Source organism: Streptomyces monticola (genome assembly GCF_042665355.1).
GTDB classification, from domain to species: Bacteria; Actinomycetota; Actinomycetes; order Streptomycetales; family Streptomycetaceae; genus Streptomyces; species Streptomyces monticola.
Map to the genome: position 1 here is coordinate 102,118 of NZ_JBHTCF010000016.1, position 20,046 is coordinate 122,163.

General features: G+C 70.1%; 20 protein-coding genes. 9 read left to right on the forward strand and 11 right to left on the reverse strand.

Annotated elements, in window-relative coordinates; translation table 11 throughout:
- Positions 1–34: 34 nt before the first annotated feature.
- Both ACFQVC_RS30570 and ACFQVC_RS30575 read left to right on the forward strand, forming a co-directional pair.
- The gene (locus ACFQVC_RS30570; protein ID WP_381836637.1) at positions 35–1,453 is read left to right on the forward strand and encodes a hypothetical protein; all 1,419 of its coding nucleotides are present in this window, start codon (positions 35–37) and stop codon (positions 1,451–1,453) included.
- 297 nt (positions 1,454–1,750) lie between these two features.
- Positions 1,751–2,332: a DUF4383 domain-containing protein gene (locus ACFQVC_RS30575; RefSeq protein ID WP_381836639.1), complete on the forward strand. Its 582-nt coding sequence runs from the start codon at positions 1,751–1,753 to the stop codon at positions 2,330–2,332.
- Here the strand turns inward: ACFQVC_RS30575 and ACFQVC_RS30580 are convergent.
- Entirely contained in the window at positions 2,329–3,720 is a 1,392-nt protein-coding gene (locus tag ACFQVC_RS30580; RefSeq protein ID WP_381836641.1) for an MFS transporter, read from the reverse strand. The genes ACFQVC_RS30575 and ACFQVC_RS30580 overlap by 4 nt on opposite strands.
- Before the next feature lie 172 nt (positions 3,721–3,892).
- Between ACFQVC_RS30580 and ACFQVC_RS30585 the strand changes: the two genes are divergently transcribed.
- The 5 genes from ACFQVC_RS30585 to ACFQVC_RS30605 all read left to right on the forward strand — a co-directional run bounded on the left by ACFQVC_RS30585 (position 3,893) and on the right by ACFQVC_RS30605 (position 8,037).
- On the forward strand, positions 3,893–4,633 hold the full coding sequence (locus ACFQVC_RS30585; protein WP_381836643.1) for a FadR/GntR family transcriptional regulator: 741 nt from the start codon (positions 3,893–3,895) through the stop codon (positions 4,631–4,633).
- A gap of 123 nt (positions 4,634–4,756) precedes the next feature.
- Positions 4,757–5,902 (forward strand): galactonate dehydratase, encoded by a 1,146-nt coding sequence (gene dgoD / locus ACFQVC_RS30590; RefSeq protein WP_381836645.1) that lies wholly within the window; start codon positions 4,757–4,759, stop codon positions 5,900–5,902.
- Between the two features lie 91 nt (positions 5,903–5,993).
- Positions 5,994–6,614, forward strand: a complete 621-nt coding sequence (locus ACFQVC_RS30595; protein ID WP_381836647.1) for a bifunctional 4-hydroxy-2-oxoglutarate aldolase/2-dehydro-3-deoxy-phosphogluconate aldolase — start codon at positions 5,994–5,996, stop codon at positions 6,612–6,614.
- Positions 6,611–7,657 carry a sugar kinase gene (locus ACFQVC_RS30600; protein WP_381836649.1) on the forward strand — a complete coding sequence of 349 codons (1,047 nt, stop codon included), beginning with the start codon at positions 6,611–6,613 and terminating at the stop codon, positions 7,655–7,657. Before ACFQVC_RS30595 ends, ACFQVC_RS30600 begins: the two co-directional genes overlap by 4 nt.
- 164 nt (positions 7,658–7,821) lie before the next feature.
- Entirely contained in the window at positions 7,822–8,037 is a 216-nt protein-coding gene (locus tag ACFQVC_RS30605) for an FmdB family zinc ribbon protein (RefSeq protein WP_381836651.1), read from the forward strand.
- 72 nt (positions 8,038–8,109) lie between these two features.
- On the opposite strand, the gene ACFQVC_RS30610 is transcribed toward ACFQVC_RS30605, so the two are convergent.
- Positions 8,110–8,769 (reverse strand): O-methyltransferase, encoded by a 660-nt coding sequence (locus tag ACFQVC_RS30610; RefSeq protein ID WP_381836653.1) that lies wholly within the window; start codon positions 8,767–8,769, stop codon positions 8,110–8,112.
- A 134-nt stretch (positions 8,770–8,903) separates the two neighbouring features.
- On the opposite strand from ACFQVC_RS30610, the gene ACFQVC_RS30615 reads away from it, so the two are divergent.
- Positions 8,904–9,587, forward strand: coding sequence for a DedA family protein (locus ACFQVC_RS30615; protein ID WP_381836655.1), 684 nt, complete (start codon positions 8,904–8,906; stop codon positions 9,585–9,587).
- Here the strand turns inward: ACFQVC_RS30615 and ACFQVC_RS30620 are convergent.
- From ACFQVC_RS30620 to ACFQVC_RS30630, 3 genes are all read right to left on the reverse strand, one after another.
- Entirely contained in the window at positions 9,499–10,368 is an 870-nt protein-coding gene (locus ACFQVC_RS30620; RefSeq protein WP_381836657.1) for an HAD family hydrolase, read from the reverse strand. The two genes, ACFQVC_RS30615 and ACFQVC_RS30620, sit on opposite strands and share 89 nt — an antisense overlap.
- The gene (locus ACFQVC_RS30625; RefSeq protein ID WP_381836659.1) at positions 10,365–13,115 is read right to left on the reverse strand and encodes a phosphoribosyltransferase; all 2,751 of its coding nucleotides are present in this window, start codon (positions 13,113–13,115) and stop codon (positions 10,365–10,367) included. Before ACFQVC_RS30625 ends, ACFQVC_RS30620 begins: the two co-directional genes overlap by 4 nt.
- A gap of 100 nt (positions 13,116–13,215) precedes the next feature.
- Positions 13,216–14,406 (reverse strand): HpcH/HpaI aldolase/citrate lyase family protein, encoded by a 1,191-nt coding sequence (locus ACFQVC_RS30630; RefSeq protein ID WP_381836661.1) that lies wholly within the window; start codon positions 14,404–14,406, stop codon positions 13,216–13,218.
- 184 nt (positions 14,407–14,590) lie between these two features.
- On the opposite strand from ACFQVC_RS30630, the gene ACFQVC_RS30635 reads away from it, so the two are divergent.
- Positions 14,591–15,436 (forward strand): TerD family protein, encoded by an 846-nt coding sequence (locus ACFQVC_RS30635; protein ID WP_381836663.1) that lies wholly within the window; start codon positions 14,591–14,593, stop codon positions 15,434–15,436.
- A gap of 27 nt (positions 15,437–15,463) precedes the next feature.
- On the opposite strand, the gene ACFQVC_RS30640 is transcribed toward ACFQVC_RS30635, so the two are convergent.
- The 6 genes from ACFQVC_RS30640 to ACFQVC_RS30665 form a co-directional block, all read right to left on the reverse strand.
- Positions 15,464–16,210 carry a TerD family protein gene (locus ACFQVC_RS30640; protein ID WP_381836665.1) on the reverse strand — a complete coding sequence of 249 codons (747 nt, stop codon included), beginning with the start codon at positions 16,208–16,210 and terminating at the stop codon, positions 15,464–15,466.
- 116 nt (positions 16,211–16,326) lie between these two features.
- On the reverse strand, positions 16,327–17,478 hold the full coding sequence (locus tag ACFQVC_RS30645) for a DUF475 domain-containing protein (RefSeq protein WP_381836667.1): 1,152 nt from the start codon (positions 17,476–17,478) through the stop codon (positions 16,327–16,329).
- Between the two features lie 74 nt (positions 17,479–17,552).
- On the reverse strand, positions 17,553–18,128 hold the full coding sequence (locus tag ACFQVC_RS30650) for a TerD family protein (protein WP_381836669.1): 576 nt from the start codon (positions 18,126–18,128) through the stop codon (positions 17,553–17,555).
- A 96-nt stretch (positions 18,129–18,224) separates the two neighbouring features.
- The gene (locus ACFQVC_RS30655) at positions 18,225–18,800 is read right to left on the reverse strand and encodes a TerD family protein (protein ID WP_381836671.1); all 576 of its coding nucleotides are present in this window, start codon (positions 18,798–18,800) and stop codon (positions 18,225–18,227) included.
- A 154-nt stretch (positions 18,801–18,954) separates the two neighbouring features.
- Positions 18,955–19,422: a peroxiredoxin gene (locus ACFQVC_RS30660; RefSeq protein ID WP_381836673.1), complete on the reverse strand. Its 468-nt coding sequence runs from the start codon at positions 19,420–19,422 to the stop codon at positions 18,955–18,957.
- A gap of 112 nt (positions 19,423–19,534) precedes the next feature.
- On the reverse strand, positions 19,535–19,966 hold the full coding sequence (locus tag ACFQVC_RS30665) for a DUF3052 domain-containing protein (protein WP_381836675.1): 432 nt from the start codon (positions 19,964–19,966) through the stop codon (positions 19,535–19,537).
- Between the last annotated feature and the right edge of the window lie 80 nt (positions 19,967–20,046).

Consider the following 20,046-nt stretch of genomic DNA (forward strand, 5'->3'; position numbering starts at 1 on the left):
CCGGGCAGGGCGGATGACAGCACGGGAGTGGGATGTGACGGCGACACCGACGCAGCCGTACACGCAGCATGTCGCATGTCACTGCCGTCGGGTACGCCCCCGCGGAAGAGCCGGGCACCCCCGCCGGGCAAGCGCGTTGCGCGATGTCCTCGGTCTGGTGCTGCTGCCGTTGCCGCTGCTCGCGGCCGTACTGCCCGCGGCGTTCGCCGGCGGTGGCACCCGGCGCTGGTTCGGCGGGCGCGGCGAGAGCGCGCGGGCCGACGCGCAGGCCGCCAAGGACGCCGCCGCCGCGGCCTTCTACGATCTCGACACCGCGCAGCGTGATCTGCGGATCTCCATAGAGACCATCACCGCGGTCGACGACTCCCCCGCGGCCCGCCGCGCCGCCGCCGACTTCGAGGCGTTCGGTCTGCGGATCGACGAGGTCAGCCACCGTTACATCACCGCGGTCGACGCCCATGACCTGGACCGGGACGATCTGGAGGCCTCGGTCGCGGACCGGGCGAGGTCCGAACTGACCGGCGCGAAGGACGAGTTGGCCCGGGTCAAGCAGGAGCTCGACCGCTTCGGGCAGAGCCTCGGCCCGCTGCTCGACAAGGCCGAGACACAGCTGGCCCGGCTCGCGCCGGCCGTCGAACGGGCCCGGCAGGCGCTGCTCTCCGCGAGCACCGCTCTCGATGCGGTGCGGGGCTCCGGTCTGCGGGCGGACGACCTCGCCGCCCGGCTCGCCGCGCTCGCCCCCGAGCTGACCAAGCTCAATCAGGGCGCCGGCCGTCATGGCGTACCGGAGACGCTGCAGCGCGCCGACCGCGTCCTGCGGGACGCCGAAGCGGTACGGGCCGAGGCCGAGCGGCTGCCCGAGCGGGCCGCCGAGACCGATCGCCGCCTGGTGTCCCTGCGCACCCGCGCCCAGGCCCTGACCACCAGGACCGCGCAGGTCGAGCCGGTACTGAGCGAACTGCGGCGGCGGTTCACGGTGGCCTGCTGGCAGGATCTGCAGCGCGTGCCCGAACAGGCCGCGGACGCGGTCAAGCAGGCCGAACTCAAGCTCGCCGAGGCCCGCAAGGCCCGCGACGAGCAGCGCTGGCCGGACGCCACCTCGCTCCTGAGCACCGTGCGCGCCCTGCTCAACTCCACCGACGAGGCGGTCTCCGCCGCCGGCGACCGGCTGCAGCGCCTCAACGCCGTGGCCAAGAATCCGCAGCAGGAAGTGGACCGCACCCGCTTTGTGATCCGCGACGCCCAGCGCCTCGCCATGGCCGGGCGCCACACGCCCGATCCGCGGCACGCCCGCCCTCTCGACGACGCGGTCGCCCGCCTGGACCGCGCCCTCGCCTCGCTCGAGGGCCGCCACCCCGACTACTGGCACTTCCTGACCGAGACCGAGGCGGTACGCGGCGCCGCGGCCCGCGTGGTGACGCAGATCAGGGAGGAGCGGGGCGGCGGGGCGTAGGCCTCGGCGGTGCCTACGCCTCGCGCGGGTCGCGGGTCGCGGGTCGCGCGTCGCGGGTCGTGACCCGCAGCCCCGCCGTCCCGCCGTCCCGCCGTCCCGCCGAGTGGACGCCCGCCCGAGGTGACAGCGGGGGCCTCGCGGGCGGATCCTGGAGATACGCAGGCGATAGGTCGTCCACAGCGGAGGACGGCCCGGCGACGGACCGGCGATACGGCGTCCACGGATACGGACGGCCCCGGCGACGGCCCGGCGATACGTCGTCTGCGTACGGCCTCCGCGAGCGACAGGGAGGCGGACATGGCCACGCATGTAATGCCCACCGGGTCCGGCCGGTCCACCGGGTCCACCAAGCCCCCTGGGGCGAAGCGGCGCATCAGGCTCGATGAGCATCTGCCCGTCGACCACCGCCTCAGCCAGGTCTACCGGGTCGGCGCGGGCCTCATGGGCCTCGTGCTGCTCGCCTTCGGGATCCTCGGCCTGATCGACAAGGTCGGCTTTCTCGACACCCGCGGTGACACGGTCGCGGGCCTCAGCACCAACGGTGCGCTGAGCGTGCTCTCCATCTGCGTCGGGCTGCTGCTCTTCGTGGGCATGGTGATCGGCGGCAACTTCGCCTCGACGCTCAACATGGTCCTGGGCATCGCCTTCATCCTCAGCGGGTTCGTGAACATGGCGCTGCTGGAGACGAGCTTCAACTTCCTCGCCTTCCGCATCCAGAACGTGCTGTTCAGCTTTGTCGTCGGCGTGCTTCTGATGTTCTTCGGCATGTACGGCCGGGTCGGCAGCGCACTGCCGCACGACAACCCGTACTGGAAGGCCCGCCACCCCGAGCAGGCGGCTCGGGAGCAGCGGGCCCTCAGTGCCTCAGGAGGGCGCTAGGCCTCGATCCGCTCCACCTTGTCCACCAGGAACAGGAAGGACAGCGCTCCGCCGACCGTGATGCCGGCGATCAGCATCAGCGGCAGGGTGAAGGAGCCGCTGCCGCCCACGAGGTAGCCGATGACCACGGGGACGACGATGCCGGCGAGGTTGCCGAAGACGTTGAAGCAGCCGCCGGCCACGCCGAGCATGCGCTCGGGGGCGATCTCCGTGACGAGGACCCAGGAGAAGGACGCCAGGCCGTTGGCGAAGAAGGCGACGCACATGATCGCGATCATGGCGGCGTTCGAGGTGACGTAGTTGGCGGCGACGATCACTCCGGCCAGCCCGAGACCGGTGACGATCGGGGCCTTACGCGCGATGTTCGCGGAGATACCGCGCTTGACCATCCAGTCCGACCAGCTGCCGCCGCAGAGCACACCGACCAGGGCCGCGACAAACGGCAGCGCACCGCTCAACCCGCCCTTGTCCAGAGTGAGTCCACGCTCATTGGCCAGATACGTCGGGAACCAGGTCAGGAAGAAGTACAGCGTCGAGGCGATGGCGAACTGCCCGAGGAACACGCCCCAGATACGGCGCTGGCGCAGCAGGAACTTCATGTCCCGCTTGAAGGCGCCCTTGTCGTCGGCCGCCGCGGTCGTGATCTCGCCGCCCTCGTCGGCCGAGCGGGCCGGCTCGCCCTGCAGGATGTGCTCCAGCTCCGGCTCTCCGACCTTGGCGTGCTCGGCGGGGCGGTTGCGGATGACCTTCATCCAGATCAGCGCCCAGGCGATACCGACACCGCCGAGCACCCAGAAGACATGGCGCCAGCCGAGCGCCGCGGCCATCCACGCGATCAGCGGGAAGGCGACGCCGAGGCCGATGAACTGGCCGGAGGTGTAGACGGCGACGGCGCGGCCGCGCTCACCGCGGGGGAACCACGAAGCGGCGATCCGGCCGTTACAGGGGAAGGCCGGGGCCTCGAACAGGCCGAGGCCGAGGCGGGTACCGAAGAGAAAGCCGAAGCCCTTGGCGAGCGAGCCGAGTGCGGTCATCGCGGACCAGGCGACCAGCGCGCAGGCGTAGACGACGCGAGGGCCGAAGCGGTCGACGAGCCGCCCGCCGGGTATCTGTGCCAGGGCGTAGGTCCATGCGAAGCCGGAGAACAGCCAGCCCATCATCTCGGGCGAGATACCGAGGTCCCTGCTGATGTCCGGCGCCACGATCGAAAGGACGCTGCGGTCCAGGTAGTTGATCGCGGTGGACACGAAGAGCACGGCGAGGATCGCGAAGCGGTAGCGGCCGACGCGGCTCTTGCGGGCGCCACTCGGCGCGGGGCGGGGCTCGGGGGCGCTGGGCGCTGGGCTGCTCGGCGGCGTCTTTGCGGCCTGGCCCTGGCTGATGGACATGGGGGTCCTCCGGAACGGGTGGTTCTACGACGGATGGGGAGCTCCGCCGATGTCCACAATAATTGATAAATAAGCATGACTTGTGCAAGTCTTTACCCAACCGCAGACAGCCGCGCCCCTCGCGGCCCACCGCGGCCACCGCAGACAGCAGACGACCCGAAGGAGCCCGGAAATGACACCTGGATCGCGCACCGCAGCAAGCGGGACGCCGGGTGCCGACCACGCGTCCTACAACGCCTCCTACGTGGGCCGAGGCGTGCACAAGGTCGCCGTCGAGGCCCTCGCCCTGCGCATCTTCGACGGCACCTACGAGGAGGGGGACACCCTCGATCTGCCGCAGCTGATGGCCGACCTGGACGTCAGCCAGACCGTGCTCCGCGAAGCGATCAAGGTGCTGACCACCAAGGGGCTGCTCGACGCCCGCCAGAAGCGCGGCACCTTCGTCCGCCCGCGCGACGACTGGAACCTCCTGGACACCGATGTGCTGCGCTGGAAGCTCGCGGCCGGTGCCCCCAACGACTTCTTCGCCGATCTGCTCGAACTGCGCCGCTCCATCGAACCCGCGGCCGCCGCACTCGCCGCCGAGCACCGCACGGACGAGGATCTGGCCGCACTCGACGCGGCCCTGGCCGCGATGGCCGCGTACGACAAGGACCCCGTCCTGGCCGTGCGCGCCGACGCCTCCTTCCACACCGCGCTGCTCAGCGCGTCCGGCAACCGCTTCTTCGCCCAGATGCGACGGGTGATCATCCCGGCGCTCGTGGCACGCGACCGCCATGTGCACGCGGGCACGCACGACGATCCGCTGCCGGTGCACACCACGGTCGTGGAACGCGTACGCGACGGGGACCCGGACGGCGCCTATCACGCCATGCTCGAACTCCTCGACATGGCGATGCGCGACCACCCCTGAGCCACGGCCACCCCTGAGCCACGGCCGCCCCTGAGCCACGGCCACCCCTGAGCCGCGCCCGTCCCTTACTCCTGCCGCCCTCCCTCCCCCACCCCAATTCCCGCCCCGGAAAGGAAGACCGCCATGAGGATCACGCGCATCGAGACGTTCCTCGCCCCACCGCGCTGGATGTTCGTCCGCGTGGAGACCGACGAGGGCGTCGTCGGCTGGGGCGAGCCCGTCGTGGAGGGGCGGGCCGAGCCGGTGCGCGCCGCCGTCGACGTACTCTCCGAGTATCTGGTCGGCCAGGACCCGATGCGGATCGAGGACCACTGGCAGGTCATGACCAAGGGCGGCTTCTACCGCGGCGGGCCCGTGCTCTCCTCGGCGGTCGCGGGCCTGGACCAGGCCCTGTGGGACATCAAGGGCAAGGCCTACGGCAAGCCCGTGCACCAGCTGCTCGGCGGCCCCGTCCGGGCGAAGATCCGTGCCTACGCCTGGGTCGGCGGCGACGAGCCGGGCGAGATCCGGGACGCGCTCACCCGGCAGATCGAGGCCGGCTTCACCGCGGTCAAGATGAACGGCAGCGGCAAGATGACGCCCCTCGCCAGCCGCGCCGAGGTCAAGGACTGCCTGGCCCGCGCCGAGACCGCCCGTGAAGTCCTCGGTGACGACCGGGACTTCGGGCTCGACTTCCACGGCCGTGTCTCCCCCGCCAACGCACGCCGGCTCCTTCCGCTGCTCGCCGAGTACGCCCCGATGTTCGTCGAGGAGCCGGTGCTCTCCGACTACATGCACGCCGTGCCCGACCTGGTGAACGCCTCCAACATTCCGATCGCACTCGGTGAACGTCTTTTCACCCGCCGTGAGTTCCTGGCTCCCCTGGAAGCCGGCGTCGCGATTCTGCAGCCCGATATCTCGCATGCGGGCGGCATCTCCGAGCTGCGCCGTATCGCCTCGCTCGCCGAGATCTACGGGGCGCAGATCGCCCCGCACTGCCCGCTCGGACCGGTCGCCCTCGCCGCGAGCCTGCAGGTGGCGTTCACCACGCCGAACTTCCTGATCCAGGAACAGTCCATCGGCATCCACTACAACCAGGGCGCCGAACTCCTCGACTACGTCGCCGATCCCGAGCCCTTCCGCTTCCACTCCGGACACCTGATCAGGACCGAACGGCCCGGCCTCGGTGTTGAAGTGGACGAGGCGGCGGTGCGGGCGGCCGACAAGTCCGGGCACGCCTGGCGCAATCCGGTGTGGCGGTACGAGGACTGCTCGTTCGCCGAGTGGTGAGCCGGCCTCCATGGAACCGCCCTGACGGGCAAGAAGACTTGACGCAGCCGAACATTCTCGAACGAACATTCTCGAAGAGGAACGACCGAACATGGACTTCAGCACCGCCCTGCGAGCGGAGCGACTGGTCGCGATCATCCGCGGCACGGACGCAGAGGCATCCTTCAGGACCGTCATGGCCTTGCTGGAGGCCGGTATTCCGCTGGTGGAGGTCTCGCTGAGCAGCGCCGGCGCCCTCAAGGTCATCGAGCGGGCGAGGGCCGAACTCGGCGACGGCGACTGGCTCGGCGCCGGCACCGTCGTCACGGAAGAGGACGCCCAGCGCGCCTCCGAGGCAGGGGCGAACCTGATCGTGACCCCCGGGCTCGGCCCCGGCTTCCGCGCCTCCGTACGGCAGGGGCTTCCGGTGCTCGCCGGTGTCCTGACGCCCAGCGAGGTCTGCGAGGCCACCGCGGCCGAAGCCACCGCGCTCAAGGTCTTCCCGGCCTCGGCCATGGGCGGGCCCTCCTATCTGAAGGCACTGCGCGCCCCCTTCCCCGATCTGCCCTTCGTTCCCGTCGGCGGAGTCGGCACCGCGGAGGCCGCCGAGTATCTGCGGCTCGGTGCGGTGGCGGTCGGCGTCGGCTCACCCCTGGTCGGCGACGCCGCGGACGGCGGCGACCTGTCCGGACTGCGCCGCCGCGCCGCCGAGTTCAAGGCGGTGTGCTCGTGAGCGAGAGCAGCAGCCCGGTCACCGGCGGCACCGGCACGAGCACGAACACCGGCACCAGCGCCAACACCGGCACCGGCACCAGCACCAGCACCAGCACCGTCTTCACCTTCGGCGAGACGATGATGGCCCTGCGCGGCAGCGGAGCGCTGAAGCTCGGCGGTTCGATGGACGTGTCCGTGGCGGGCGCGGAGTCCAATGTCGCCATCGGGCTCGCCCGGCTCGGCCACCCGGTCCGCTGGGCCGGCGCGGTCGGCGCCGACGAGGCCGGTGAACTGGTCCTGCGTACCCTGCGCGCCGAGGGTGTCGACGTCGGCGGCGCCTCCCGTGACGCCGAGGCGCCCACCGGCCTGATCCTGTTCGAGCCGCGGCTGCCCGAGGTCACGCGGGTGCACTACTACCGCGCGGGCTCCGCCGGTTCACGGATCAAGGCCTGCGCGGTCGAGCGGGCCTTCCTCGCCAAACCGCCGCGCCTGCTGCATCTGACCGGTATCACCCCCGCACTCGGCCCCTCCGCCCTGTGTGCGGCACGACGTGCCCTGCGGCTCGCCCGTGAGCACTCGACGCTCGTCTGCCTGGACGTCAACTTCCGCTCCCGCCTGTGGAGTTACGAGGACGCGGCCGCGGTCATGCGCGAGTGGATGCCGTACGTCGACCTCCTCATCGCCTCCGACGACGAACTGCCGCTGTGTCTGCCCGACGACGCCCCGCGTGACCTGGCCCAGCAGGCCAAGCTGCTCCTCGGCCTCGGGGTCGGAGAGGTCGTGGTCAAGCTCGGCGCGGACGGCGCCACGGTGCACACCGCCGAGGGGTCGCTGCACGCCCCGGCCCGCCCGGTGAACGCCGTGGACGCGGTGGGCGCCGGTGACGCCTTCGTCTCCGGCTATCTCTCCGCGCTCCTCGACGGCGAGGACGCCGCGGGCCGCCTCGACCGCGCGGTCACCACCGGAGCCTTCGCCGTCGCCTCCCACGGCGACTGGGAGGGCGCCCCCACCCGCACCGAACTGAGCCTCCTCGGCGCGGCACCCGGGACGGTGGTCCGCTGACGACTGCGCCCCGACAGGGCACCGACAAGCCCCTCCGGGCCGGGATGCGGCGGCGTCCCGGCCCGGAGGCCTGCCCGTCCGGCCACCCCTACTGCCCCGCTCGCCCCTCCTCGGCCCCCCGCACGCCCCTCCTCGGCCCCCGCACGCCCCGCTAATCTGTGCTCATGCCTCGTTATGAATTCCGCTGCCGGACCTGTGGTGACACCTTCGAGCTCAGCCGCCCCATGGCCGAGTCGTCCGCCCCCGCGTCCTGTCCCGCCGGGCACGAGGACACCGTGAAGCTTCTCTCCACCGTGGCGGTCGGCGGCTCCGCCGCCCCGGGTCCCGCCCCCGCACCGGCGTCCGGCGGCGGCTGCTGCGGCGGCGGCTGCTGCGGCTGACGGCCACCGTCAGGAACAGGACAGGACTGAGCAGCAGGGCAGGAACAGACCCAGGGATCCAGACCCAGGGTTTCAGCGCCTACGGGCCAGCGTGAGGCCGTCGGCCACCGCCAGCATCACGCTCTCCACGCGCTCGTCCGCCTTCACCCGCTCGTTGAACTCCCTGATCGACACCGCGAGTCCGGTCGCCTCCGCGTCGGTGACACTGCCGTGCAGAAACACGTTGTCCACGACGAGCAGGCCGCCCTGCCGCATCCTGGGCACCAACTCCTCCCAGTATCCGAGGTAGTTGTCCTTGTCGGCGTCGATGAACGCCATATCGATGGAGGGCTCCTGCGGCAGACCGCTCAGCGTCTCGAGCGCGGGCGCGATCCGCAGCTCGATCCGGTCGGCGACCCCCGCCCGCTCCCATGCCGCACGCGCGGGCTCCGTCCACTCCTCCGAGATGTCGCAGGTGAGCAGCGTGCCATCGGCCGGGAGCGCCTGCGCCATGGACAGCGCGGAGAGCCCGGTGAACGTGCCGACCTCCACGATCCGCCGCGCCCCCGTCAGCCGTACCAAGAAGGCGAGCAGCGGCCCCTGCTCCTCGGCGACCTGCTTGCCCGCGTACAGCGGGAGCCGGGTGTGGGTGATCTCGACGAGCATGCGCTGCACCGGGTCGAGCGGCGGATTGTGCCCGATCATGTAGGAGTAGAGCTCGTCGGTCAGCGGTGTGCTGTTCCCCTTGGCCATACGGATCTCCTCGGACCTCGGACCTCGGTCCGGCTTCAGCCGGTTCCACTGGCGCCAACTGGCTCCAGCCGCCCTCATCTTCCTGCAGCCGGGCTTCAGCTGGGCTTCAGCTTGGGTTTTCTACTGTTGTCGGCATGATCGAGAGCACCGCACCGGGCTGGGTCAACGGCCTCATGGACACCCTCGGGGCGCCCGGCGCCGGGCTCGCCGTCGCACTGGAGAATCTCTTCCCGCCGCTGCCGAGCGAGGTGATCCTGCCGCTCGCGGGGTTCGCGTCGAGCACGGGGCAGATGAATCTCGCGGCCGCCCTCGCGTGTACGACCGCGGGTTCCGTCGTCGGTGCGCTCGCGCTGTACGGCGTGGGCGCGCTGCTCGGGCGTGACCGCACGATCGGCATCGCGTCCCGGATCCCGCTGGTGAAGGTACGGGACATCGAAAGGACGGAGGCCTGGTTCACGCGGCACGGGACCAAGGCCGTGTTCTTCGGCCGGATGATCCCGGTCTTCCGCAGCCTGATCTCCGTGCCCGCGGGGATCGAGCGGATGCCGCTGCCGACCTTCCTCTGGCTCACCACGCTCGGCAGCGCGCTGTGGAACACCGTGTTCGTCCTGGCCGGCTACCTCCTGGGCGAGAACTGGGAGCAGGTGGCCGGCTACGTCTCCACGTACTCGACGCTGGTACTCGGCGCCGCGGCCGCGGCGGTGCTGCTCTTCGTGGCGATACGCGTTCTCAGGCGGCCTGGCCGTGACCGGCGGCGCGCAGGAACTCCCGAAGGATCTCCTCCCCCGCGGCCACTCCCCGCCGCGGAAGAGCGGTGAGGTTCCCGGCCGTCCAGCCGGTGTCCGCCAGCTCTCCGTGACCGGGGCGCCAGGCGCGGTCGGCGGCCAGGAGCAGATCGGCGTCGAGGAGTGAGTCCCCGGCGGCGAGGGTGAGTTCGGTACCGGCGCGACGGGCCACCTCCCGCACGGCGGCGCTCTTGGTGAGCGGCTTCGGCACGGCGTAGATCTTGCGGCCCTGCAGGGACACCGTCCAGCCGCGCGCCTGCGCCCACTCGCCGAGTTCCTTGACCCAGCCGTCGGGAAGCAGGGCGCGCTCCACCACGAGATACGCGAAGAGATCCTCGGCGATCCGCTCCTTCAGGAGCCAGGACTCGTCCGCGGTACGCAGCAGATGGGCGCGCACCTCGTCGAGCGAGGCGCACTCATCAGCCAGGCGCGCCGCGACCTGTCGCTGCCAGTCGGGGTCGGAGACGCCGTCGACCAGGAGATGGCCGCCGTTGGCACAGATCGCGAACCGCGGTTCGGGGCCCGGGAGATGGATACGGAAGTACTGCTCGCGGGTGCGTGTGGTGGTCGGCACGAAGACGGTGCGGCGGGCCAGGTCGGCGAGGAGCCCGGCGGCGCTCTCCGTCAGATACGACAGCGGCTTGCTCTCGTACACCTCGACGCAGAGGAGGCGGGGCGCCTCGGCGTCGGGCAGCTGCAGCTGCAGTGCCGCCGCCGAGTAGATGAGCGTGCGGTCGAGATCGCTGGCGACCAGAGTGGCCGGAGATGTGGCCGGGGAAGTGGCCGAAGATGTGGCCGGAGAAGGCGTGCTCACTTGGCGGCCACCGCCCTGCCGTCGGCGCCGGTGGCACCGCGGGTGTACTTCGGGTGGATCAACCCGACGCAGGTGTAGGGCAGTTCGTCCACTTCCTCCACCGGTACGCCGCGCTGCTCGGCGAGGAGCCGCACATGGGCGAGGTCGGCACCCGCGCCACGCCGGGCGAGGATCTTCCACGGGACCCGGCGCAACAGCACGCGGGTGGTCTCGCCGACCCCCGGCTTGACGAGGTTCACATCGTGGATGCCGTACTCCTCGCTGATCCGCTCGACCGCGGCCCAGCCCTCCCAGGTGGGGGCGCGATCTGCCGAGAGCACCTCCTTGACCTGGGCGTCCACCGCATCGGCGACCGCGTCGAAGCGGGCGGTGACCGCGTCGAGGAAGTCTGCGGAGACATCGGCGCCCGCGAGTTCGCGGTAGAACTTCGCGCCGTGGAAGTCATCCGGGCCCACCAGGTCGGCGCGGAGCACGGTGCGCGATATCAGGCCCGACACCGTGGAGTTGAGGCAGGCGGAGGGGATGAGGAAGTCCTCGCGGGTGCCGTAGGTGCGCACGCACGAGCCGGGGTCGGCGAGGACGGCGATCTCCGGGTCGAAGCCCGCGCTGCCGCCGTCCGCCTCGAACTTCTCGACCGCCTGGGCCAGTTCACGGGTGATGGCGCCCTTGCCGGTCCAGCCGTCGACGAAGACCACATCAGCGGGGTCGTGGTGGTCGGCGAGCCAGCGCAGGGCGTTCGCGTCGATGCCCCGGCCGCGCACGATCGACACCGCGTAGTGCGGCAGCTCGATCCCGTGCCGCTCCTTGGCCCAGCGGCGCATCAGGACGCCCACGGGCGTGCCCGCGCGGGCGAGCGACACGAGTACGGGGCGCCCGGAAGGCCGTGACCGCTCGGCCAGGACCGTCTCCGTCACGACGCCCACCGCCTGCGCGATCCGGTCGGCGGATGTCTCCAGGGCCGCCTTGAACAGCTCCTGGTACTGCTCGTTCGGCTGGTACTCGACCGGCAGCGACTCGGCGTAGTGCGCGCCGCCGCTCTGGATCGCCTCCTCGCGCTCCTCCGTCGGAGCCTCGAGGCGGACCTCCGAAAGGTCCTGGAGCAGCCAGCCCACCTCGTCCGACGCGTAGGAGGAGAAGGAGGGGCCACGGAGGGGCTCGGGCAGCATGCGGGACCTTTCGGGCCTTTCGGGGGCGCCCTGCGCAGGGATGTCCTGCGACGGGACGGTGCCCGGAGAGGGGACGCCGGGCGAGGGGACGTACGACGGGACCACGGCGAGCAGCACACGCCCGGCGTGGGCGGTCAGCTGTTCCAACAACCCGCCGGGGGCGTGCAGTTCGGGGGTGTCCGCGGTGGAGTCGACGACCAGAACGACCGCGTCGAAGCCACCGCCCGCGACGTTGTACGCATACCGGGTGCCCGGGCCGTCGGCGGGAGCGTCGTGCGCGGGGAAGGCGAGACGGGTCCGGATGGCGTACCCGGGGTCGTCCACGGCGAGCACGGGCGACCGTGTGGTCGTCGAGTACGCCACGTCGACGCCCCGCTCCTCCAGCACACCGGCGAGCCGCAGCGGGGCGTACATCAGCTCCTCGAAGCCGAGCACCAGGACACGGCCGGCGCCGACTGCAGCTGCGTCACCGACCGCTGCGTCACCGACCGCTGCGTCACCGACCGCTGCCGCGCCGTCGGCCTCAGCGCCGCCGAGGGCCTCGGCCAGGCGAGCGCCCATGCCCGGCAGCGCACCTTCGAGGACGTCGCGGTGGGCGGCGGTGAAGCCATGCCGTCCGCCGTCGGGCAGCCCCGCGGGCCAGCCGAGTTCGACCCGCGTCACCGCACCGTCGCGGAGCGGCCCGGAGCGCGGCGCGGGCAGAACGGCAGCGCCTCCTCCGCTCCGCGCACCCCCCTCTCCGTGCCGCGCAGTCTCCTCCCCGCGCCGCACAGCTTCCTCTCCGTGCCGCGCAGTCTCCTCCCCGCGCCGCACAGCCTCCTCCCCGCGCCGCACAGTCTCCTCCCCGCGCCGCACAGCCTCCTCCCCGCGCCGCACAGCCTCCTCCTCGTACCGCGCGACGAGCGCCTGCCCCTTCTCCAGGACGCCCTCCGGCAGCCGCACTGTCCCGGACGCCGAGGTCACCAGATCGACCCGGGCGCCGATCTCGTGGGCGAAGTCGTCGAGGCGGCCCCGGTCCTCCGGCGAGCGCATGTCGACCAGGGCGACGATGACGTACCGCTGCCGCGGATAGCGCTCGTGCAGGGCCCTGATGGTGTTCAGGACGGTGTTGCCGGTGGAGAACTCGTCGTCGACCAGGACGAGGGGGCCGTCACCGGCGAGCAGCTCCGGGTCCTCGGGAAGCAGCAGATGCGAGGTCGCGTGCGAGTGGGATTCCTCGAAGCCGCCCGCGCGCTCCACACCCGCCACGGGCCGCCGGGTGGAGTGCAGATACGGCGCGAGCGCGAGGCCGTCGGCGACGGAATGCCCGAGTCCGGTGGCCGTCTCCGCATAGCCGAGTACCACGGAGCGCTGTGCCGACTCGTCCCCGAGCAGGGCGCGGACCCGCTCCCCGAGTTCGTACCCGCTGCGCCGCACCACCGAAGGGAGTTGGGGGACGTGCTTGCCGAGGACGTTGGACACGAGCAGATGTGCCCGCTTCGGGTTGCGGCGCAGCGCAAGCCCCAGGAGTCCCGTCAGCTTCTCGTCGCCGACCAGCTCGACCCCGAGCCGCTCGGCGACCCATGTACCCGACCACACCACGTTGTTCGCATCCCTACCACGTGCTCGCCTGCGGCTTCTCGCCCACGGCTTCTCGTCCACGACTTCTTCCCGTTCGTCCCCGGCCTCCGCCGCCTCCGCCTCATGTACCGCCGGGAAGGCCCGCGGTGAGCAGCTCCACGAAGCCGACGTCCGCGTTGGCGACGCCGAAGGCCTGGGCGCGCTGCAGTGTGCGTTCGGCCCAGGCGCGGTGCGGCTTCACCTCGTTCATTTTGTTCGTGTACGCCGAGCGCAGCACACCGCCGCCGCCCCGCTCGGGCCGCAGGATGTCCTGGGCGTCGCTGAACTCCTCGTGGCTGACCACCGAAAGGGCGTGCACGGGCATGACGTGGGAGGGGTGGATACAGGTCTTGCCGAGCAGGCCGTTGGCCCGGTCGAGGCCGATCTCACGCAGCAGCCCGTCCATGTCGTGCTCGATGAGGGCCGTGCGCAGCTCCTCGGCGCGGCCGAGGAAGGGGCTGGCCCGCAGCTGCGGCTTGAACATCCGCTCCTGGACCCGGAAGTACTCCCACACGGGCCCGGTCACCGTGAACCCGGTGCCGTCGGCCCGGCCGAGGACATTGACCACATCCGCGATGACGGAGGCGACGATCTGCACGTCGTACGCGGTCATGTCGGGCTGCCGGCGCAGTCCGTACGCCGAGCAGAAGTCGGTGACGCCGAGGCGCAGGGCGAGCACCCGGTCGCGGTATTTGTCGACGGTGCGGGCGATGCCGGACAGCGTCTCCACCCGGGTCTCCAGATGGAGCAGCTCGGGCGATTCGAGGACGGGCATGGCGAAGAGCCTGCGCCCGCTGCTCGCCGCCGCCGCCGTGAGTGCCTCCAGGAAGGGCACCCCCCGCTCCTCGGTGAACTTCGGCAGTACGAATCCGGACAGCAGCGCGGCCGCGGGCCCGAGGCGGTGTACGAGATCGGGGATCTGGGCCGGCTCACGGACCCGGATGAAGAGCAGCGGGAGCCGCGAGGCCTCGTCGGCACCGCCGCGCCCGGCACGCTCGGCGAGACCGGCGAACTGCCTGATCAGGTTCTGCTCGCCACCGGCGACCTCCGCGTCGTCGATCGAGTCCTCCAGGCAGAGCACCATCGAGACCACTCCGCGCCCGGCCTGCTTGACGATGTCGTCGGCGAGGTGGGGCCGGGTGGCGGGGCTGTACAGCGTGGCGCCCAGAGCCGCCGAGAGAAGAGAGGCGGGTGAGTCCACGGTGAACTCCTGTGGCTGGCTGTGGAACAGCCGGTTCCGGATCTCAGGCGCGATGTGCCCGAAATGACGCATGAGACTCCCCCGTGGCAGACAAGTGACCGACTTAATGTGGCCGGTAATAGTACGTAGAGGAGCATGTCAAGGGTTCCCTGCTCCCATGAAATTCAGGTAACCCTCGCATGACTCCCCCAACAGCTCGCCGGCCCGGCGGCCCCCCGCGTTGTCCGCGCAGGAGCCGGGAAGGCAGGATTACGGCATGACGCACGCGATGCTGAAGGGGTCGAACGTCCCGCTCGAAGCCATGGCCGTACGCGCCGTGCTGCGCTGGACCCCGGGGCCGGCAGGCTCGGGGTCCCCGGACATCGACGCCTCGGCACTGCTGCTCTCCGCCGAGGGCCGGGTCCGTTCCGACGAGGACTTCGTCTTCTACAACCAGCCGCGCCACCCGTCCGGCAAGGTCTGGCGCCTCGGCAAGAAGCGCGTCGCCGACGGCCTCAGCGACACGATCCAGGCGGACCTCGCGGGGATGCCCGCCGAGGTGGACCGGATACTCATCGCGGCCTCGGCGGACGACGTCCCCTTCGAGCACGTACGCGGCCTGCGCATTTCGCTGTACGACGCGACAGCGGCCGAGAGCGATCCGTACGCGTACTTCGATGTGAAGCCGGAGACGGGTGCCGAGACGGCGTTGATCTGCGGCGAGCTGTACCGGCGCGGGGACGCCTGGAAGTTCCGGGCCCTGGGCGAGGGCTACTCGAACGGTCTGGTGGGCCTGGCGACGGACTTCGGTATCTCGGTGGACGAGTCGGAGGCGCAGCAGCCGCACCCCGCGGCCGCGCAGCAGCCGGAGCCCGCACAGCCGCACCTGCCCCCGCCCCCCTCCGCACCCGCACCCGCACCCGCACCCGCGTACGGCTATCCGCAGCCGCCCGTGCCGCAGCCCACACAGCCTCCGATGCAGCCCGCCTACGGCTACCCGCAGCCGGCCTCGCCCGCGCCCGCGTACGGCTATCCCCAGCCGGTCACCGCGCCGGTTCCGGTCGGTGGCCCGGACCCCGACTTCAGGCTGCCGCCGCAGGGCCCGCAGTTCGTGGGGCGCTGACCCGGCCCCGCGCCACCCTGCACCCCGCTACTTTCCGCCCACCTTCGCCTTGTAGCCCCGGCCCCACTGCAGCCCCCAGCCGTACAGCCGGTCCAGCTCCGCCTGGAAGCCGTAGACGAACTTCACCTCGCGGTGCACCACCAGCTCGCCCTTGACGTTCTCGATGGAGATCACCGCGCAGGAGCGGGCCTGCGGGGCGCGCTCGTCGAGGTCGATCTCGATCCGCGGCCCATTGCTCGGATAGAGCGTGACCTTGGCATGGGTGCGGTCGAACGCCGGTGTCTGGTCATAGATGTAGACGAACACCAGGAGCCGCTTGATGGACTCGCGGTGATCGAGATTGACGTAGATCGTCTCGCCCGAGGGTGAGCCGAAGCGGTCGTCGCCGCTGAGCTTCACGAACGGCGGTCCGTTGAGGTCGCCGAAGAAGCTGCCGAGCGGCTGGACGACACCTTTCGCTCCGTCCACCAGCTCGTAGAGGCAGCCGATGTCCAGGTCGACGTTGACGACACCCTGTGTGTGCGCCTGCACCACATCCGGCTGGAACATCTTGAGCGGGTGCCGCAGCAGCCTGCCGCCCTTTTTCGACCTGCCCTCGATATCCGAAGTGCGCATCCGCCAGGAGAGATTGACGCGCAGATTGCCGGTGGCCGCCCCCTGCTTGGTGAGGGAGACCGACGGTCGGCGCTTGGTGAGCTCGATGGCGTTGGTCGCCGCGCTGCCCGATTCGTACTGCGCTTCGCGACCTCGCCAGAGCCCTTCCCAGAAGGACATCCCGCCCCCAACTCTCGTACTCCACAGACTGATCACGGACAGAGGAAGCGGGGCGGCCGGAGGCTCAGCACCTCGTGACCGCCCCGCTTCAGAGCGTTCCCTCAACGGGCTCCGGGTCACACCCCGGACGAGACCTCAGTCTTCTCGTCCGAGGTCGGGCCTTTTCCCCCTTCGGCCGCGGCGAGCGCCTTGTTACGGCGCACCGAGGACCAGAAGGACCAGCCGATCAGGATGACTCCGAGCGAACCGGTGATGAGTTCGTGGATCTCGTACTGGATGGTGACGAGGAGGACCGCGGCGAGGGCGCCGATCGCGTAGTGCGCGCCGTGCTCCAGGTAGACGTAGTCGTCGAGGGTGCCCTGGCGGACCAGGTAGACGGTGAGCGACCTGACGTACATGGCGCCGATACCGAGGCCGAGCGCCATCAGGACGATGTCGTTGGTGACGGCGAAGGCGCCGATCACGCCGTCGAAGGAGAAGGACGCGTCCAGGACCTCGAGGTAGAGGAACATGAAGAACGCGGCCTTGCCGGCGAGACGGACGGCCGAGACGGGCTTGCCGCTCTTCTTGGCGGCTTCCTCCTCCTCGTGCTCGCGCTCCTCCTCTTCCTCCAGCTTGTTCTCGAAGTAGCTGGAGAGACCGCCGACGATCAGATACGTGATCAGACCCGCGACACCGGAGATCAGTACCGTCTGTGCCTTGTCGACATGGGCGCCGCCGTGCTGGTGGGCGTTGGTCGCGAAGGTCATTGCGGTGACGAGCAGCACGATGAGCGCGATGCAGACCGACAGCATGTCGACCTTGCCGAGCTTGGCGAGGGGGCGCTCGAGCCAGCCGAGCCACTTGATGTCACGGTCCTCGAAGATGAAGTCGAGGAAGATCATCAACAGGAACATACCGCCGAAGGCGGCGATCGACGGGTGGGCGTCGGTGACCAGCTGCTGGTACTGGTCCTTGTCGGTCATCGCCAGATCGACGGCCTCGATGGGGCCGATCTTGGCGCTGATGGCCACGATGACGACGGGGAAGACAAGGCGCATGCCGAAAACGGCGATCAGGATGCCGATGGTGAGGAAGATCTTCTGCCAGAAGGCATTCATCTTCTTCAGGATTCCGGCGTTGACCACCGCGTTGTCGAAGGACAGCGAGATCTCGAGGATGGACAGGATCGCCACGATCCCGAACGCCTGCCACCCCCCGATGAACACCGCTGCGACCAGGCCGAGCGCGGTGACCGCGAACGACCAGCCGAAGGTTTTCAGTACCACTGGCTACCCAATCGTTGTGTACGGGGCTCCCCCGTGCCGAGCGAGTACGGGGCTCCCCCGAGCCGCGCGCGGCTTTACGAAACGTTGACCCCGAAGTCTAGAGCGATGCCGCGGAGGCCCGACGCGTACCCCTGGCCCACAGCCCGGAACTTCCATTCGTCGCCGTACCGGTAAACCTCGCCGAAGATCATCGCGGTCTCCGTGGAGGCGTCCTCGGACAAGTCGTAGCGAGCGAGCTCCACGCCGTCGGCCTGGTTGACGACCCGGATGAAGGCGTTGCTGACCTGTCCGAAGGTCTGTCCCCGATTATCCGCCTCATGAATGGAGACGGGAAAGACGATCTTGTCCACATTGGCCGGAACCTTCGACAGGTCCACGAGGAGGGACTCGTCGTCGCCCTCGCCCTCACCGGTGAGGTTGTCACCGGTGTGCTCCACGGAGCCGTCGGGGCTCTTGAGCTGGTTGTAGAAGACGAACCACTCGTCGCCGAGCACCCGCCCGGAATTGCAGAGCAGCGCGCTCGCGTCGAGGTCGAAGGGGGCTCCGGTGGTGGAGCGCGCGTCCCAGCCGAGCCCGACCAGCACCTGTGTGAGGTTGGGTGCGGCTTTGGAGAGGGAGACATTGCCTCCCTTGGCGAGCGTGACGCCCATGGTCGTGGTCCTCCCCGAGGTGGTGATGCAGTGGTGTCGAGCACGACCGGCGCCGCACGAGGGGTGCGGCGCCGGACGAGGTGTGTGCGTAAGGGCTCAGACGTTCACGCCGAAGTCCTGCGCGATGCCGCGCAGGCCCGAGGCGTAGCCCTGGCCGATGGCACGGAACTTCCACTCCGCGCCGTGGCGGTAGAGCTCGCCGAAGACCATGGCGGTCTCGGTCGAGGCGTCCTCGGAGAGGTCGTAACGGGCGATCTCGGTGCCGCCGTCCTGGTTCACGACGCGGATGAACGCGTTGCGCACCTGGCCGAAGGACTGCTGGCGGTTCTCCGCGTCGTAGATGGAGACGGGGAACACGATCTTGGCGATCTCGGCCGGGACGCCGGCGAGGTTCACCTTGATCTGCTCGTCGTCGCCCTCGCCCTCACCGGTGGTGTTGTCACCGGTGTGCTCCACGGAGCCGTCGGGGCTCTTGAGGTTGTTGAAGAAGACGAAGTTGGCGTCACTGCTGACCTTGCCGTCCTCCTTCGTCAGGATGGCGCTTGCGTCCAGGTCGAAGTCCGTACCGGTGGTGGTGCGGATGTCCCAGCCGAGGCCGACCGTGATCGCGGTCAGGCCAGGGGCCTCCTTGGTCAGCGAGACGTTGCCGCCCTTGCTGAGGCTGACTCCCACGAGTCCTCCCAATAGTGTCTAGGGGCAGCGCCCCCGTCGTGCGTTGGCATCAGATCAACGACTGGATCCTAGTGACCGGTTCCCGCCGCAAACAGGCTTTTCGCCCCGGGATCGCGTCGTCGTCGGAAGATTCGGCCGGTGTGGTGCGGGCGCGTCAGAGCGTGCCGAGCGCCTGGACGTACTCGTTCAGGTCACGCGCGTCGGGCAGGGCGTTGACGACGGTCCAGCGGACCACGCCCTCCTTGTCGATGATGAAGGTGCCGCGCACCGCGCAGCCCTTCTCCTCGTCGAAGACGCCATAGGCACGCGAGGCCTCGCCGTGCGGCCAGAAGTCGGAGAGCAGCGGGTATTCGAGGCCCTCCTGCTCGGCGAATACGCGCAGGGTGAACGGCGAGTCGTTCGACACGGCGAGCAGCTGGACGTCGTCGTTCACGAACTTCGGGAGCTCGTCGCGCAGGGCGCAGAGCTCACCGGTGCAGACACCGGTGAAGGCGAACGGGTAGAAGAGCAGCACCACGTTCTTCTCGCCGCGGAAGTCCGAGAGCCGCACGGTCTCGCCGTGCTGGTTCTTCAGCTCGATGTCCGGGGCCTTGGTGCCGGTCTCAATCCCAGCGAGCGCCATGAGTACGCATCCCTTCGTAGGGCTGTTCAGGTGGTGCCCAGCCTACGGACACGGCGAAAGCCCCCGCCGACCGCTGTCGGCAGGGGCCCTCTTCAGTGCCTTGAGATGCGGCTCAGCGCTTCTTGGCCGCCGCCTTCGGGGTCACGAGACGGCTGCCGCTCCAGTCCTTGCCGACGCTGACGCTCTTGGAAGCCGACAGGCCGGCGGTCGTCGCCGCCTCGCTGATCTCGCTCGGCTCGACGTAGCCGTCACGGCCGGTCTTCGGCGTCAGCAGAAGGATGTGGCCGCCTTCTTCCATGTACGCGATGGCATCCACCAGCGCATCAGTCAGGTCCCCGTCGTCCTCGCGGAACCAGAGCACCACGGCATCGGCCACGTCGTCGTACTCCTCGTCGACGAGCTCGGTACCAGTAGTCGCTTCGATGGCCTCACGGAGCTCCTGGTCGACGTCGTCGTCGTAGCCGATCTCCTGGACCACCTGGTCGGTCTCGAAACCGAGCCTTACGGCAAGGTTCGTCTCCGCGTGGTCCGCGGTCGCGCTCACGGATTGCCTCCTGATCATGTTTGGAAGTTGTTCTCAGCCACGCGCGTACGCGAGGCATTGGCCGTAGTCCACACGTGCGG